Origin of the sequence: Paraburkholderia xenovorans (assembly GCF_046030735.1) — a bacterium.
Lineage (GTDB): Bacteria > Pseudomonadota > Gammaproteobacteria > Burkholderiales > Burkholderiaceae > Paraburkholderia > Paraburkholderia xenovorans_A.
The window spans coordinates 26,630-41,813 of sequence record NZ_JAQQBV010000041.1 but is presented as its reverse complement, the minus strand read 5'-3'; the positions used below and the strand labels follow the sequence as shown (position 1 = coordinate 41,813).

Sequence of the window (15,184 nt, the reverse complement as noted above, 5' to 3'; positions counted from 1 at the left end):
TTTGCACCGCAACCTGCCGATGCTGCTGCTGCGCGCCAGAGAGAAAATGATGGAGCGTTTCCGTCCGCTGATCACCGCGCACGGACTGACCGAGCAGCAATGGCGCGTGATTCGCGCGCTCAACGAGCATGGTCCGATGGAGCCGCGTCACATCTCCGATATCTGCACGATTTCCAGCCCGAGCATGGCCGGCGTGCTCGCGCGGATGGAGAGCATGGAACTGGTGACGAAGGAGCGTTTTGCGGAAGACCAGCGCCGCGTGCTCGTGTCATTGACCGACACGAGCGTGGAATTGGTGCGCGTGATTTCGAAGGATCTCGAAGCGCACTACCGCGAACTGGAGCGCAAGGTGGGACCGGAGATCGTCGAGCGCGTGTATCGCGCGGTCGACGATCTGCTGGCGGGGCTGGAAGAGGAAGAAGAAGCGTGACGTCGCAATGAGCGGCTGGCTGTTCACCAGCCCTGAAAACGTCGCCACTCGACGCTCTCACCGTTCGCCGACACCGCGTGATATTCGGGAAACTGCGCGCCGGTTGCGCACGCATGATTCGGCAGGATGCGCAGCTTCATGCCGATCGGAAAGCGTTGCGCGATGTCCTGAAGCGGCGCGTTTTCGTCCGCTGATGCAAGAATGCCGTGTTCCTGATTCGCGCCGCTCACGACGAAGCCGGCAAGCGGCGTGCCATTCAACAGACACGGCTGCCCATAACCGAAATCGTGCGCTTGCTTCGACGTGCCGCGATCGCGGCTCATCGCCATCCAGCCCGCGTCGAGAATCGCCCAGCCCTTGTCCGGCTGATGGCCGATCACGGTGGTGAGCACGCTGAGCGCGATATCGTCGAGCGCACAGACGCCGACGTTGTGCATGACCAGATCGAACAACACGTAGACGCCCGCGCGAACTTCCGTCACGCCGTCGAGTTGTTCGGCGGCGAGCGCCGTAGGCGTCGAACCGACGCTGACGGCCACGCACGGAATGCCGGCGTCGCGTAGCCGTTGCGCGGCGCGCACGCAGCCGGCGCGTTCCTGCTCGGCGAGCGCGGCCAGTGCTTCCGGTGTGTGCAGTTCGTAACTGGAACCCGCATGAGTCATCACGCCGCCCACCTTGACGCCGTTCTCATGCAGAATCCGGCCGACTTCGAGCAGCGTGTGCTGTTCCGGCGTGATGCCGGAGCGGTGGCCGTCGGTGTCCACCTCGATCCAGACTTCGAAGCTGGCGTCGTGCTGGTCCGCAAATGCGGCGATCGCGGAAGCGGCGGTCGGGTTGTCCACCACCAGTTTCAGGTCGCAGCCCTGGCGCAGCAGCGCGAGCGCGCGCGGCAATTTGGACGGGACGATGCTGACGGCGTACAGAATGTCCGTCACGCCGGCCGCGAAAAAAGCCTCCGCCTCTTTCAACGTCGACACCGTGATGCCGCGCGCGCCTGCCGCGAGTTGGGCGCGGACCACGTCGATACATTTGGTGGTTTTCACATGCGGGCGGAACGCGACGCCGAGCGTGTTCATATGCCCCTGCATGCACGCGATGTTTTTCTGCATCCGCGCGATATCGATGAGCGCGGCGGGAGTATCGATGTGTTCGAGTTTCATGCTTTCACCGGGAAAGAGGCAGGCTTCGCGTCGAGCCGAAACGGCTGAGCCATGGGACGAGTGCGTCGAGCGTGGGCGCTTCGACTTCGGGCGCTTGCGCGCCCTCGACGAGCGGCAGTCCGATCCGATTGTGCCAGTAAGTGCGCAAGCCGACCGCAGCGGTGCCGAACATGTCGTAGCTGGAACCGGCCACGAACGCGGCTTCGTGCGCGGAGACGCCGAGTTGGTCCAGCGCGACGCGGTAGGGCAGCGGATCCGGCTTGTACATGCCCGCTTCTTCGGCGGTGATCACCGCGTCCCACTGGAGCGGAAAAATATTCGCCGCCTGCATGCCGAGACGCGCCGAGCAATTGGTGACGATGGCGAGCTTGCAGTGCGGCGCGAGTTCGCGCAGAACTTCGCGCGCGCCGCTCCACGGCGCGAGTTGCAGCCAGTCGGCTTCGAGTGCTAGCGCGGCGGAGGGCGGCAGCCCGACCTCGGTCGCGGCGTCGCGCACCAATTGTTCATACGGAACATAACGGCCGCAGCCGTAAGTGAGCCGCAGATACGCGGCGCGCCACGCGCGGCCTGCCGGTTCGGAGCCGGCAGCGCGGTTCCATGAAGTCCACGAGTCGAGCAGTGCGGTCAGCAGATCGAAGAGGACCGCTTGGGGATACGAGGCTGGGACGCTGGTGGATGTCATGATCTAACCCACAGTGGATGGTGACGAAATTATAGAGTTTCGTTCCTGCTGCGGAGTTAAGGCTGGTTGATTCAAAGATTCAGTTTGAGTGAATTATCTTCAGCGCGGGTTTTTGTCGCGCGCCGCGCGCCGCGTGTCGTGTGTCGCGTATCCGGTTCATCCGCGCCTTATTTCCTCCATGGTGGCGAAGGTTTGAATCGGCTCTGCAAATGTTGCATGAACTGCCGTGTGCGCGCGGGCAATCCCGTGCGACGTTGCGTGAGCGCGATCACGTCGGCGTCCGGCGTTTTCCAGCCAGGCAACAGGCGCACGAGGCGGCCTTTCGCGAGGTCGTCGGCGACGTCCCACTCGGAGCGCAGGATTACGCCGCGTCCTTCGCAGGCCCACTGGCGGATCACGTCGCCGTCGTTGCAACTCAGATGCGGCGCGACCCGCACGCCACGACGCGTGCGGCCTTTGCTGAACTGCCAGAGCGTGACGTCTTCATTGTTTTCGCGCAGCACGATGCACGGTAGCCGGCCCAGATCATCCGGCGTGTCGGGCGCGCCGACGCGTTTGATCAGCGAAGGCGCCGCGCACACGAAGCGCGCATTCGGCGCGATCGTGTAGCCGATCCGGTTCGATACCGGCAGCTCGCCGATATGCACGACGATATCGAAGCGGTCCATTGTCTCGGTCAACGGCTGGTCGGAGAGTGTGAGGGCTATGTCGACGTCGGGATTCTGCTGCTGGAACTCGGCGATCGCGGGCGCGAGATGGCGCCTGCCGAATCCGAGCGGCGCGTTGATCTTCAGCGTGCCCACGAGGCCGCCGCGGCGCACCTGCAAGTCGTCGAACAGCGAATCGAATTGGTCGATGAGTTCGGCGCCGCGCTCGCAGAGCAGCGTGCCTTCTTCGGTGAACTGCAGGCGGCGCGCAGTGCGGTTGAGCAGTTGCGCGCCCAGCTTTTTCTCGAGTTGCTGAAGCCGTTGCGTGACCGCCGACGGCGACAGGCCGAGCTTGCGCGCAGCGCCGATCAGGCTGCCGCACTCGCGGATGGTGAGCAGGAAGCGGATGTCGGCCGAGTCGTTCATGTCAGCAGTTTTTTAGGTCGGGGATCCGGCAGCTTAAAGTGTTTGGGTCGACGGTTCCAGTCGCGTGTGCTGGCGTGACCCGTGCGTTTTACGCGTCCGCGCAAGTCCGCATGAACTCGCTGTAACGCGGCCGACAGCCATACACGCTACAGTGTGCGTTTGCACGGCCGTCCGTGGCTCGTTTTGCGTTGCGCTGTGCACGGTGCAGTTTTCATCTGGAGAGAGTTCGAATGTCGTTGTCGGGTTCGTCGAGCGGTCAGTCGGTCGTTCAGTCAGGGGGCGCCTTGAAACAGGGCATATTTCTGCATACCGGCTGGCGCAGCGGCGGCACGTGGGTGTGGTCGCGTCTGCGCGCGCTCGATACCGTGACAGGCTTTTATGAACCGCTCAGCAACGTACTCGCCGAACTGAGTCTCGCCGATGTTTCCGCCTGCACGCCGACCCTGACGTCGGGGCATCCGCCGCTTGCCGCGCCGTATTTCGAAGAGTACCGGCCATTGTTGCGCGAAGGCACGCGCGGCGTTGCCGGGTACAGCAGGCGTTTCGGCACGGATCGGTTCGCAAAAGAACCGGATGCGGAATTCCCCGCATTGCAGGCCTATTTGCAGAGTCTGTGCGCTCATGCCGTCGACGCAGGCCGGGTGCCGGCGTTGAAGTTCTGCCGCTCGTCGGGGCGCCTTCCGTGGTTGAAGCACGCGTTCCCGCACATCATGCACGTGGGGGTGCTGCGTAACCCGGCGTCGCAGTTTGCGTCCGGTTGGCTGCTCAAGCAGCAGTGGAGCAATCCGTTTTTTGTGGCGGCGCCGTTTCGCGTGCTGGGTTTGAATCAATCCGAGCCACTCGTCACGCAGGTGATCGAAGCGTGCGGCGTGAGTTTGCCGCCGGTGCCTTCATCCGCGTCGCCGGCTTCGGACGACGCTTATGCGATGACCTGCGAGCACTACGCGCGCACGGCGGAGGGCAATAACGCGTATCGGGCCTTCGTCGCGTTGTGGACGCTAGGCGCGTTGCGCATGGCGGGCGATGTAGATCTGTTGATCGACATGGACCGGATCGGTCAGTCCCGCGAATACGCTGCCGGACTACGCGCTCAGTTCGAAGCGCAAAGCGGTGTGTCGCCGGATTTCGGCAGCGCGCGCGATCTGGTCGAGGAAACCAGGCGCAGCGCGCCGCGCATGACGGGTATCGACGGCCGCGCGATGCGCGCCGTGCATTCGGCGGCGCTGAAATTCATCAAGGCGCAGAGCGGTGTGAGCGCGCAATGGACGGAAACGGTCCGCGAAAAGGCGGTGCTCGCCAATGAGTTGACTGAGCATTGGCGCTGAGTGCGCTTGCAGTTTCGAGCCTGCGGGGTCTTTCGCGTCGGTCATAGTCCCGGCCCGCATCTGGTGCGTGGCGGTGTGTGTCGAGCGGGTCGGCATCATGCTGGCTCTGACGTGATAGCGGCGTGCTGAGACGCACAGGTGGCGGCGCTGCCTCACGCCGCCACGTCACGGCGCGCGGCGTCACTTCTTCGTAAGTCCCCCCACCAGACCGCCGACTGCCCCAGTCACCGGCGACAGTAAGCCGCCGACCGCACTGGTGCCGCCAGCCGTTGCCGAGATCGCCGCCGTGGCGCCATTGCCGGCGGCCACGTTCGAACCGGCGCTTGTCGCGCTTTTGCCCGGCGTCGCCGGTGCGGCGATGTTGCCGAGCGTGCCGGTAACCGTCGACACCAACCCGCCGAGCGGCGAAGACAACGCGTTGCCGCCGCCCGCCGTGCCGCTGCTCAAGGTGCCGCCGAGCGTGCTGGTCACGGCGGAGGCGAGCGTCGTGACAGGGTTCGCGGCGCCGCTGCCACCGCTGCCGCCCACGAGGCCCGCGACGTTCGACAACGGCGTCGCCAGACCGCCGCCGCCGGTCAGCAGGCCGCCGGTTGACGCCACTGTTTTACCGGTATCGGCCACGACGCTGCCGAGGCCGCTCGTGACCGGATTGCTGCCGTTCGCCGCGAGCGTGCCGCCGCCTTTTTCGAGTGTCCCGCCCACCGCAGCCAGTACGCCGTTGACGGGCGCGCCGACGCCCGTGCTGGTGCCGACAGTTTGCGTAGTCTGCACCAGCACGGATTCGATCGGTTCGATCGATGTGCTGGCTTTGCGCGTGATCTGCTGCACCGGTCCGCTCGACAAAGCGGCGGTCAGCGTGCCACTGCTGTTCGTCACGACGTTGCCGAGTTGGTCGACGGCGCCGCCCACCGGGACGGTGAATACCGCCAACGGCGCAAGCGCGCCGCTGCCGAGACTGCCGATGAGCGTGCCTGTGCCACTGACCGCGCGGCCGGCGTAACCCAGCGCACCGCCGACACTCGCCGCCGTGATGCCGACGCCGTCCGGGCCGCTGCCGAGTTGGCCGAGTCCGAGCGACACGCCGCTGCCGAGCGCGGCCACCGCGGCGCCCACGTTCTGGACGATGCCGGCCGCGGCCTGCGTCGTTTGCGGGCTGACGACGGGCAGGTTTTGCGAGCCGATTACGGTGCCGATGCCGGACACGGTGTTGCCCGTATCGGTGACGACGTTGCCGGACTGCGCGACGGTTTGGCTCAACGCATTGGGCGTGGTGGTGCCGCCATCCGCGATCCCGCCCGGCGACGAGCTGTCCGGCGAAGCGCCCGATCCGCCGGTGGCGGCGGTCGCGCCCGCAGCGCCGCCGTTCGACGTCAACGTGCCGCCGTCGCTACTGTTGCTGCCCGTGCTTCCCGTGCCGGAACTGAGCGCGCCGGATCCGCCACAGGCGCCAAGAGAAAGGACCGCGGCCGTCGTGGCCGCGATCAACGTGCTACGTAATGCAACTTCTTTGGTTCCAGTCTTCATGTCGGCCCTCAACTCTCGTGTGTCGTTATAAAAGCGCTGAATTTTTCAGCACCTGAGTTCGTCAACGGCAGGCGCGAGGAGAAATGCAGGCGGGTTTTCCCGCGTATTTTCGTGTTCGGAATTTATGACCGAACACTGTGCGTTGTTGGATGAAGAGGTGGCGATCATGGTTATTTGGCGGATTTTGTTCATTCACACGTATGAATAGTTTTGCTAACTATCTCGTGCCGGATCTCGGGATTTGGACACGTGTCGACCACCGTGCCCGACCTGAAGCCAATTGGCGCGTCGCGACGCCAAACGCCCCAGTACAGTTGCCACGCAAAAAACAGTACAGTGAGGCGCGGTTTTATTCTGCTGTATCGGGAATGTGCGCGGCAGCGTCGATACAGTTGGCGAATCTCGACGGAGCCTGCCGCCGAGCGGTCGCTGCGTGAGCGCTGCGGCTGCCTTTCCCGAATACGAGGTAACCAGATGAATGCAGTGAACGAACAAGCAAAGCTGACCGTCCAGCAATTGGGCCACTACATCGGCGGCGCGGCGGTGGCGGCACAGAGCGGCCGCTTCAAGGACGTATTCAATCCGGCCACCGGCAAGGTGAGCGGCTCGGTCGCACTCGCGTCGGTGGAGGAAGTGGACGCGGCGGTACAAGCTGCGAAAGGCGCTTTCCCGGCATGGAGCGAAACTGCGCCGATCAAGCGCGCCCGCATTCTGTTCAAGTTCAAGGAACTGCTCAACAAGCATCACGACGAACTGGCGCTGCTGATCACGCGCGAACACGGCAAGGTATTCACCGACGCGCAAGGTGAAGTAGTACGCGGTATCGAAGTCGTCGAGTTCGCGTGCGGCATTCCGAATCTGCTGAAAACCGATTTCACCGACCAGATCGGCGGCGGTATCGACAACTGGAATCTGCGCCAACCGCTCGGCGTGGTCGCGGGCATCACGCCGTTCAACTTCCCGGTGATGGTGCCGATGTGGATGTTCCCGGTGGCGCTCGCGTGCGGCAACACCTTCGTGCTGAAGCCTTCGGAGCGGGATCCGTCCGCGTCGCTGCGGCTTGCCGAATTGCTGAAGGAAGCGGGCCTGCCCGACGGCGTGTTCAACGTCGTGAACGGCGACAAGGTCGCGGTGGATGCGCTGATCGAACATCCGGATGTCGCGGCGCTGTCGTTCGTCGGCTCCACGCCGATTGCCGAATACATCTACACGGAAGCCTCGAAGCGCGGCAAGCGCGTGCAGGCGTTGGGCGGCGCGAAGAATCACCTGGTGGTGATGCCGGATGCCGATCTGGACCAGGCTGTCGACGCGCTGATCGGCGCCGCTTACGGTTCGGCCGGCGAGCGCTGCATGGCGATTTCGGTGGCCGTGGCGGTGGGCAACGTGGCCGACGAACTGATCGAGCGGCTGGTGCCGCGCGTGAAGTCGCTGATCATCAAGAACGGCGAGCATCTCGATGCCGAAATGGGACCGTTGGTTACCGCGGAACATAAGGCCAAGGTGACCGGTTATATCGATGCGGGCGTTGCGGAAGGCGCGAAGCTGATCGTCGACGGCCGCGCGCATCCGGTGGCGAGCGAAGACGGATTCTTCATCGGCGGTACGCTGTTCGATCAGGTCGTCACCGATATGAAAATCTACAAGGAAGAGATTTTCGGCCCGGTGCTGGCCGTGGTGCGCGTGCCCGATTTCGCGAGCGCGGTCGCGTTGATCAACGCGCACGAGTTCGGCAACGGCGTTTCGCTGTTCACATCGGACGGCGGCGTGGCACGCGCATTCGGCCGGCAGATTCAGGTGGGGATGGTCGGCATCAACGTGCCGATTCCGGTGCCGATGGCATGGCATTCGTTCGGCGGCTGGAAGCGCTCGCTGTTCGGCGATCATCATGCTTATGGCGAAGAGGGCGTGCGGTTCTATACGCGCTACAAGAGCATCATGCAGCGCTGGCCGGATAGCATCGCGAAGGGCGCCGAGTTTACGATGCCGGTGGCGAAGTAGGCAGAACGCCGCCAGCACTGAAAAGCGCTGACACGAAAGCCGCACCTGAGTGATTCAGGTGCGGCTTTTTTGCGTTAACGGCGACGTGTGAAGTCTGTTGTCGATTCAATATCTCATCGGATTTTAGGTTTGTTATTTTTAATTTAAATTGTTTAATTATCCTGAATATAGAGTAATTAGTCGATTGACTAGTGAGGGTTAAGAAGATCATAGTCGCCTCGAATGATCGACATTGATTAGATCAATAATCCTAAATAAAACGGAGACAAAAAGCATGGTCCATGCTTTTTCGAAAGGAGTGACAACGACAGTCGTTGTTATCTCTTTGCTGACCGCCTGCGGTGGTGGCGACGGCGGTGGCACCCCGGCGGCAGTTTCCGTGCCGCAATGCTCGGGAGCGAGCTGTGGTCCACACGGTGCTCCCGCGGCGAGCCCGCTCGGCGATCAGGCTGCGCTATGTCCGGCGGACGCGGAGATCGGAAAAAGCACGTACCTTGGTGGTGCGGGAAGCGGCGAGGTTGTGAGTGTCGGCATCGACGCGACCGCGATGACGTACAAGCTGACGTGGCTCGAATCGCCGGTGCCGCTCGTCACCGGCACTGTGACGCCGACGCGCGCCGGTACGACGATCACGGGTCAGGTCGCGCATCCGCCCACGGGTACACTCCCCACCGCCGAACAGACGCGTTGTGCTTTCGTGCTGTTGCCCGGCAGCGGCTCGAATGCGACAGCTAACGCGGCCTATTCGACGTCCGCGGATTTCAACCCGGCTAATCCGCCGATGATACTTGTCGGGTTTGGCGTTGCAGGCGGCGGTATTCCGGGCGCTACGGTGCAGTATGACGGCCGTTCGGTGTTGCGGGCTGTACAACAGAATCCCGGTGTCATGCAAATTCTGAGTGTCTTGCAGAACCTGGACGATCTGAAGAGCTTGAGCAACTTGCTTCAGAGGCTGATCTCGCCGCCGCCTGGCGATTTTATCGCCTCTATAGCGCAGGGCCTAGTTCTGGGAAGCAAACAAATCAGTCTCGCCCAATTGCAGCAGGTTCAGCAAGTCTTAACCGACCTGCAGACACCGGGTGTGCAGAAGCTAGTGGCTGGCCTCGCGGCCTTGAACCTCCCGGCGACCATGACGGAAGTGCCGATTCTGAATATCCCGCTTCAAGTCGGTTCAATAACAAACCGTCATATCGACTTCTATCCGTTCCTCGGTTTTTCGAACACAACGAACGATCTATCGAAGCTGCAGGGAACGTATAGCGGCTTGATGTACCACGTCGTTCCGTCCGGTGGCTACGCCGCGAATGGTGCAAGCACAAGCGAAACGTTCGACGCGGGCGGCTATTGCGTGGGGTCCAATCCGGCCAATTCCGGATACACACCTGGTCAATCAGGATGCCTGACGACAGGTTCTGCGTGGAAACCCAACGCAAGCGGCTATTTCGATAGCGCGATGGCGCCGCAGATCGGCACGCAATTCAGTTCGGTTCTGGATCCAGCCCTCGCGAGAGGCGCGAGCGATGCTCTGGGAAAGATCGGCCCGATGCTGAGCTTGGCAAGCTTTGGCGCTGCCTTTCTGGACCCGAATGTGCCCCCGATCATATCGAAATTGTCGGCCGGGCTCAGTGCGCTTACGCCGCTCCTTCAGGCAACATCAATCCCGAAAGCGGGCACGCTCGCATCCGCCCATATGGTTTTAGGGCAACTGAATGGCGCGACGATCCCGCTCATCGTGCGAACCGGTTTCGCGAATCCCGGCACCGCCGCATTGACCTACGCCGACGCACAGGTCGACGACGAGTCGGGCATAGCGGTACTCAGCGGGACGACCCCACTGCAGCCCGGTGGCATCGACGGCAACTATGCAGGTGCCGATTCGAATTTTAAATATACGGGCGCAATCATCCAGGGCACGAAGGGAACGTTCGTCAATCCGCCTACGCAGCAACCGGAAGACAGTCTGACGCTCGATTACAGCCAGACTATTCCCGGGTTGCTGAAAACCGCGACAAATAATGCGACGGCGGCTTCCGGATACCTGATTGCAATAGGCGGACTTTACGCGACCTTGATAACTGGTCCTGTAAACAATGGCCTGTCGGCATCCTCATCTGCACTCGGATCGATGTCGAACATTAATTCAGCGCCGGCGGCGCCGTACTTCGGGATAGGCGCTTTGGTTACGGCTCAGGCTGCCGGCGGCAAATAAAACATCGACGGTTAAATCGTCGTTACACGAAAACAGTCGAGGAGGAGCGCGTGAAAAGATATTGTCTCGTGACCATGTTGAGTAGTAGTCCTTTTATTGCAGCCTGCGGCGGCGCCGACAACAACCCGACACCGCTCGTCGAGCAAGCGCTCTGTCCATCGTCGCTCAACTACAGCAAACCATACCTTGGCGGAGGGGGCAACGGGGAACTGGTGAGCCTGCAACTCGACACGGCGAAGATGACCTGGCAGATCACCTACCTCGCGTCGCCGATTCCGGTTACGACGGGAACCGTCGCACCAACGCGCGCCGGTACGAGCCAAAGCGGCACACTGACGCGTGAAACGCTGTTGCCTACCGGGAAGCTCAACAACTGCGCGTATCGGCTGAACGGTGCGAGCCTCGACCCCGCGCGGCCGGCGCGAGTCTTTATCGGCGATGGTGTTGCGGGCGGCACGATTCCCGGTGCGAGAATTCAGTACGGAGGGTTGCTCGGTCAGGGCGCGGTGCCCGACACGACGTTTCCATATTATCCGTTCATCGGATTCACGACCCTCGAAACCAACATAGCGTCGCTCGCCGGCACATACAACCAGATCGGCTACGGCCAGGTGCCGTCGCAGAGCTTTGCGCCGACAACAATCGACGCGTCCGTCACGATTGCGGCGGACGGCACGTGGTCCCGCTGCGATACAACGGGCCTCTACGCGGGCACCTGTCGTCAGCCCGGCACTAACTTCGCGCAATCCGTGAACGGCAGCGGCGCATTCGAGACCGACCACTATCAAGGGCAGGTCAAGCCGACATTCGCGACCGTTGCTCAAGCGAAGGGCTACCTCATTGTCGGCAAGGTGCGCAATCAGCTCGTACCGATCATGGTCCGGACCGGCGTCGCGAATCCAACAGTGTCCCCGGATGCGAACGGCGTGCCACCGCTGATCGCCGACGACGAATCGGGCATTTCGATTTTGGCGCCTCGAATCGCAATGACATCCTCGTCGCAAAACGGCGAATACATCGGTGTCGACAGCCGATTCGACTACCAGACTATGGCGCTCGCCGGCACGCAGGCCACGCTGCTGGATCCGTTCAATCCGTCGCAGGCGTCGCTCGCGACCGCGTTGAATCTCGACTACACGCAGACCGTACCCGGCGTCGTCCTCAGTTCGCAGGTCGGCGCGAGCAGCAATGTCGCGACCGGCAAGCTGATTTTCACGGGTGGCGTGTTCGGCTTCCTCGACAACTCCATTGCAACGTCGCCGTATTTCACGATCGGCGCATTCGTGCAATAACCAGAGCGGACATCCTCACATGAAGAATATCCTGTGCGCGGCGGCGAGCGTCGCCGTGCTGGCACCGTTCGCCGCGCACGCGCAAAGCGCCGGCAGCAACGTGGTGACGCTCGGCTGGTTGCACGTAATGCCGCTGCAAAGCAGTTCGCCGCTCACCACCGACAGCGCGCCGGTGCCGATCAACGCACCTCTGCGATTGCCCTCGACCTTTACGTCGCCGGACACCGGTCTGCACACGAGCAACGCGGATACCGTGGGGCTGACCATCAGCCACTTCTTCACCGATCACTTTGCGGCGACGTCGGTGCTTGGTGTGCCACCGACGTTCGAGATCTCGGGCCTCGGCACGATCCGGCCGCCCGGTCCCGCAGGGGCGCTCGGCTCGCAGGATATCGGCTTGCCGGCAGTGAACCCGATCGTGAAGAGCGTTCGGCAGTGGAGCCCCGCGCTGATCTTCCAGTACTACTTCGGCGATGCGACCGCCTCGATCCGGCCATTCCTCGGAATCGGCGTGTCGTACAACTGGTTCAGCGACGTGCAGTTGCAACCGAACTTCGTGCAACAGACCCAGCAGAATCTCGGCGGCGTCATGGCAGCGAGTGCTGGAAAACCGGGTCCGACGCAGGTGTCCGCGAAGGCGTCATCGTCGTGGCAACCGGTGTTCAACGCGGGCCTCACGTACAACTTCACCCGACATTGGGGGATCGTCGCGTCGGTCACGTACATCCCGCTGAAGACGACCTCTACCCTGACGATCAAGGCAGCCGACGGCACCACATTGGCGCAGTCCAGCTCGCGGCTGAAGGCCGATCCGATCATCAGCTATTTCGGCGTTACCTATCGCTTCTAATTATTAGTTAGCTATACGGATGATCATGTTAAAAAAACTGCGAATCCTTTCGTGCGTTGTGAGCATATTGCTGACTGTGTTGCTGGCGGGTTGTGGCGGGAGCGATTCCGGATCGTCCGGTGTATCCAGCGGTGGGACTACATCCACGTCCCCAGCCTCGTCGCCTGGAACGCCTTCGCCGCGAGCGGTCATCAAGGTGTTATCGAATCGGGCTGATCTGGTCAGCGGCGGCGAGGCGCTGGTGGAAGTGGATGCACCCACAGGAGTCGACCCACGTACGCTGTATATATCGCTCAACGGAGTACAGGATGTGCGGCAAGCATTCTCGACGTCCGCAGACGGGAGATTCATGGGCCTCGTCAAGGGGATGACGGTCGGAGAAAATGCATTGACGGTCGAGGGACCCACGCTCACCCCTTCGACGATGACAATCGTCAATCATCCGGCTGGAGGGCCGATATTCGCTGGTCCGCAACTTCAACCTTGGATTTGTCAACCGGGAGCGGTCGACGCGCAGTGCAATCAGCCGCCAAGCTACAGTTGGGTTTATCTTTCGTCCGATCCCACGAAATCCGGCTTTCAGCCCTATAACCTGGCGGCGCCGCCAAAGGATGTCGCCACCACGACGACCGACCAGGGAGTCACTGTGCCGTTCATCGTGCGAATCGAAACAGGCTACCAGGACAGGAATCAATATCAGATCGCTGTCTTGTTTCAGCCCAATACGCCGTGGAGTGCGGTCAATCCGCAGGCGCAGTTCAACCGGAAGTTACTCATCGTTCACGGAGCGCTCTGCGGGATGGCGTTCAAGGCCAGCAATGCGCCGTCGGTCTTGCCGGGTGATCTTTCGACAGCGATCAGTCTGGTGGGTCTTATCGGTCTCAACGTGGGGCCGGGATCGCTTCAGGATCCTGCATATCTGGCATTGAAAACCGGCTACGCGGTCCTGTCGACTGCCCAGTCCAATAGCGGGATGGACTGCAATGTCGCCAATCAGGCGGAATCCCTGATGATGGCCAAGGAGCATCTGATCGATTATTACGGGACACTTCGCTACACCGTCGGGTATGGCTGTTCCGGTGGCTCGCTTGCAGAGCAATGGGTACAGAATGCTTACCCTGAAATTTATCAGGGGCTGGTGGTGACGTGTTCGTTTCCGGACGCGTGGAGCGTGTCGACGCAGGTCGCGGAATATAGCGTACTCAACAATTATTTCTCCAATAACGCTTCAGCGCCGTCGACGTGGTCGTTCAGTCAAAAATCGGCAGTGCTGGGCGGTTCGAACTGGAATCCGGATGATGCGTCGTCGCAATACGGCGGCGATACGTCGACGTTGGTCAATGCGATGCTTTATGAAGCGGTCTATTTTCCTTCGATCATTCCTTCGAATCCAACCTGTGCGGTTTCGCCGCAGTATGCGTTGTACAGTCCGTCGAATCCGTCGGGCGTGCGGTGCTCGGTTGCCGATCTGAGCATTAATTTGCTCGGCCCTCGGCCCAAAGCGAGCTGGATGCCGTCCGAGATTGCCGTGGGCCATGGATTTGCCGGCGCTCCGTTTGATAACGTCGGCGTGCAATATGGACTATGGGCTTTGCAGAACTCGTATATTACAAGCGACCAGTTTATCGACTTGAACGAGCATGTGGGCGGCGGCGACATCGACGGGAATATTTCGCAGAACCGGATCGTCGCAGATGCAACGACATTGTCGAACGCGTATCGTAGCGGCTCGATCAACGTGGCGAACAATCTCGGACAAACGCCAATAATAAATTGCGTGGGTCCCAACGGCACCAATGGTTCTTTGCCCGCCGGGATCAACGCCGTTCTAACAGATGCCGCGCCGCTGATTCAACAGTATGCTCCGGCTATGATCCCGGCTGGCCTGCTGTCGGGCCATATCACTGACATAGTGACGGAAGCCACTTCCCTGTTGAGTAGCGGTAGTTCTCCGCTGCAAGGAAACAATTTTGCCGGCCACGACGCGTATCGGGCATTCTCGATGCGGGGCCGGTTGGATAAGGCATTGGCCAATCACAATAACTATGCGATATGGAGTGGCCCGTCCCCGCTATTTGCAGACTCGGCATGTGTCGGCACCGCGTTTCAGGTGCTGGATAAATGGCTCGGCGCGGTCGAAAGCGACCAGACCACAAGCAGTGTTACTCAGAAAATAGCGGCACATAAACCCGCGAATGCTATCGACGGATGTTGGGACGGCCAAGGCAATCTGACGTCGGGAAAAGTGTGCGGCAGCGGCACCGTTCCCATTTTCCAGACGCCGAGAATGGTGGCCGGCGACGATATATCGACCTATAACAACAAGTGTCAATTGAAGCCGCTGAGTAGAGGCGACTACAAATCCGGCCAATTCACGGACGACCAATGGGCCCGATTGCAAAACGTATTTCCATCCGGTGTCTGTGATTTCAGCAAGCCGGGCGTCGGCCAAACCAATACTGTGCCGTGGATGACCTATCAAAAAGCGGACGGCTCGGTAATCTACGGTGGAACGCCTCTGCCGCCACCGCCCACCAACTCCGGCGGTGGGTGGGCGAGCCCGGCATTCAAGCCTTTCTCAATGTGAGCAGGTGTCGCAACGCGATGAGAATAGAGGGGCAAAGGATTCTGGCAATCGAGT

11 protein-coding genes are annotated in these 15,184 nt (G+C 61.5%); 7 read left to right on the top strand and 4 right to left on the bottom strand.

Annotated features, from left to right (window positions below):
* The first annotated feature begins 19 nt into the window (after positions 1-19).
* The gene (gene hpaR / locus PQQ51_RS29505) at positions 20-430 is read left to right on the top strand and encodes a homoprotocatechuate degradation operon regulator HpaR (RefSeq protein ID WP_408500744.1); all 411 of its coding nucleotides are present in this window, start codon (positions 20-22) and stop codon (positions 428-430) included.
* A 23-nt stretch (positions 431-453) separates the two neighbouring features.
* On the opposite strand, the gene PQQ51_RS29500 is transcribed toward hpaR, so the two are convergent.
* From PQQ51_RS29500 to PQQ51_RS29490, 3 genes are all read right to left on the bottom strand, one after another.
* Positions 454-1,590: a DSD1 family PLP-dependent enzyme gene (locus PQQ51_RS29500; RefSeq protein WP_408500728.1), complete on the bottom strand. Its 1,137-nt coding sequence runs from the start codon at positions 1,588-1,590 to the stop codon at positions 454-456.
* 4 nt (positions 1,591-1,594) lie between these two features.
* Complete coding sequence (locus tag PQQ51_RS29495) at positions 1,595-2,272, bottom strand: HAD family hydrolase (RefSeq protein WP_408500727.1); 678 nt, start codon at positions 2,270-2,272, stop codon at positions 1,595-1,597.
* A gap of 167 nt (positions 2,273-2,439) precedes the next feature.
* Positions 2,440-3,345 (bottom strand): LysR family transcriptional regulator, encoded by a 906-nt coding sequence (locus tag PQQ51_RS29490; RefSeq protein ID WP_408500726.1) that lies wholly within the window; start codon positions 3,343-3,345, stop codon positions 2,440-2,442.
* 230 nt (positions 3,346-3,575) lie between these two features.
* Between PQQ51_RS29490 and PQQ51_RS29485 the strand changes: the two genes are divergently transcribed.
* Complete coding sequence (locus tag PQQ51_RS29485) at positions 3,576-4,670, top strand: hypothetical protein (RefSeq protein ID WP_408500725.1); 1,095 nt, start codon at positions 3,576-3,578, stop codon at positions 4,668-4,670.
* A gap of 180 nt (positions 4,671-4,850) precedes the next feature.
* Here PQQ51_RS29485 and PQQ51_RS29480 read toward each other — a convergent pair whose 3' ends face one another.
* A complete protein-coding gene (locus PQQ51_RS29480; RefSeq protein WP_408500724.1) occupies positions 4,851-6,194 on the bottom strand; it encodes a collagen-like triple helix repeat-containing protein in 1,344 nt (447 codons plus the stop codon).
* A gap of 474 nt (positions 6,195-6,668) precedes the next feature.
* On the opposite strand from PQQ51_RS29480, the gene PQQ51_RS29475 reads away from it, so the two are divergent.
* The 5 genes from PQQ51_RS29475 (at position 6,669) to PQQ51_RS29455 (ending at position 15,130) form a co-directional block, all read left to right on the top strand.
* Positions 6,669-8,192 carry a CoA-acylating methylmalonate-semialdehyde dehydrogenase gene (locus PQQ51_RS29475; protein ID WP_408500723.1) on the top strand — a complete coding sequence of 508 codons (1,524 nt, stop codon included), beginning with the start codon at positions 6,669-6,671 and terminating at the stop codon, positions 8,190-8,192.
* Positions 8,193-8,466: 274 nt separating this feature from the next.
* Entirely contained in the window at positions 8,467-10,401 is a 1,935-nt protein-coding gene (locus PQQ51_RS29470) for a DUF2957 domain-containing protein (protein ID WP_408500722.1), read from the top strand.
* Between the two features lie 74 nt (positions 10,402-10,475).
* The gene (locus PQQ51_RS29465) at positions 10,476-11,693 is read left to right on the top strand and encodes a DUF2957 domain-containing protein (RefSeq protein ID WP_408500743.1); all 1,218 of its coding nucleotides are present in this window, start codon (positions 10,476-10,478) and stop codon (positions 11,691-11,693) included.
* A 19-nt stretch (positions 11,694-11,712) separates the two neighbouring features.
* Complete coding sequence (locus PQQ51_RS29460; protein WP_408500721.1) at positions 11,713-12,543, top strand: OmpW/AlkL family protein; 831 nt, start codon at positions 11,713-11,715, stop codon at positions 12,541-12,543.
* Positions 12,544-12,568: 25 nt separating this feature from the next.
* Positions 12,569-15,130, top strand: a complete 2,562-nt coding sequence (locus PQQ51_RS29455; RefSeq protein WP_408500720.1) for a DUF6351 family protein — start codon at positions 12,569-12,571, stop codon at positions 15,128-15,130.
* The last annotated feature ends 54 nt before the right edge of the window (positions 15,131-15,184 follow it).

Coding starts and splice junctions, on each gene's coding strand:
- hpaR (WP_408500744.1), top strand. CDS start 20: ATGCTGCTGCTGCGCGCCAGAGAGAAAATGATGGAGCGTTTCCGTCCG.
- PQQ51_RS29500 (WP_408500728.1), bottom strand. CDS start 1,590: ATGAAACTCGAACACATCGATACTCCCGCCGCGCTCATCGATATCGCG.
- PQQ51_RS29495 (WP_408500727.1), bottom strand. CDS start 2,272: ATGACATCCACCAGCGTCCCAGCCTCGTATCCCCAAGCGGTCCTCTTC.
- PQQ51_RS29490 (WP_408500726.1), bottom strand. CDS start 3,345: ATGAACGACTCGGCCGACATCCGCTTCCTGCTCACCATCCGCGAGTGC.
- PQQ51_RS29485 (WP_408500725.1), top strand. CDS start 3,576: ATGTCGTTGTCGGGTTCGTCGAGCGGTCAGTCGGTCGTTCAGTCAGGG.
- PQQ51_RS29480 (WP_408500724.1), bottom strand. CDS start 6,194: ATGAAGACTGGAACCAAAGAAGTTGCATTACGTAGCACGTTGATCGCG.
- PQQ51_RS29475 (WP_408500723.1), top strand. CDS start 6,669: ATGAATGCAGTGAACGAACAAGCAAAGCTGACCGTCCAGCAATTGGGC.
- PQQ51_RS29470 (WP_408500722.1), top strand. CDS start 8,467: ATGGTCCATGCTTTTTCGAAAGGAGTGACAACGACAGTCGTTGTTATC.
- PQQ51_RS29465 (WP_408500743.1), top strand. CDS start 10,476: ATGTTGAGTAGTAGTCCTTTTATTGCAGCCTGCGGCGGCGCCGACAAC.
- PQQ51_RS29460 (WP_408500721.1), top strand. CDS start 11,713: ATGAAGAATATCCTGTGCGCGGCGGCGAGCGTCGCCGTGCTGGCACCG.
- PQQ51_RS29455 (WP_408500720.1), top strand. CDS start 12,569: ATGTTAAAAAAACTGCGAATCCTTTCGTGCGTTGTGAGCATATTGCTG.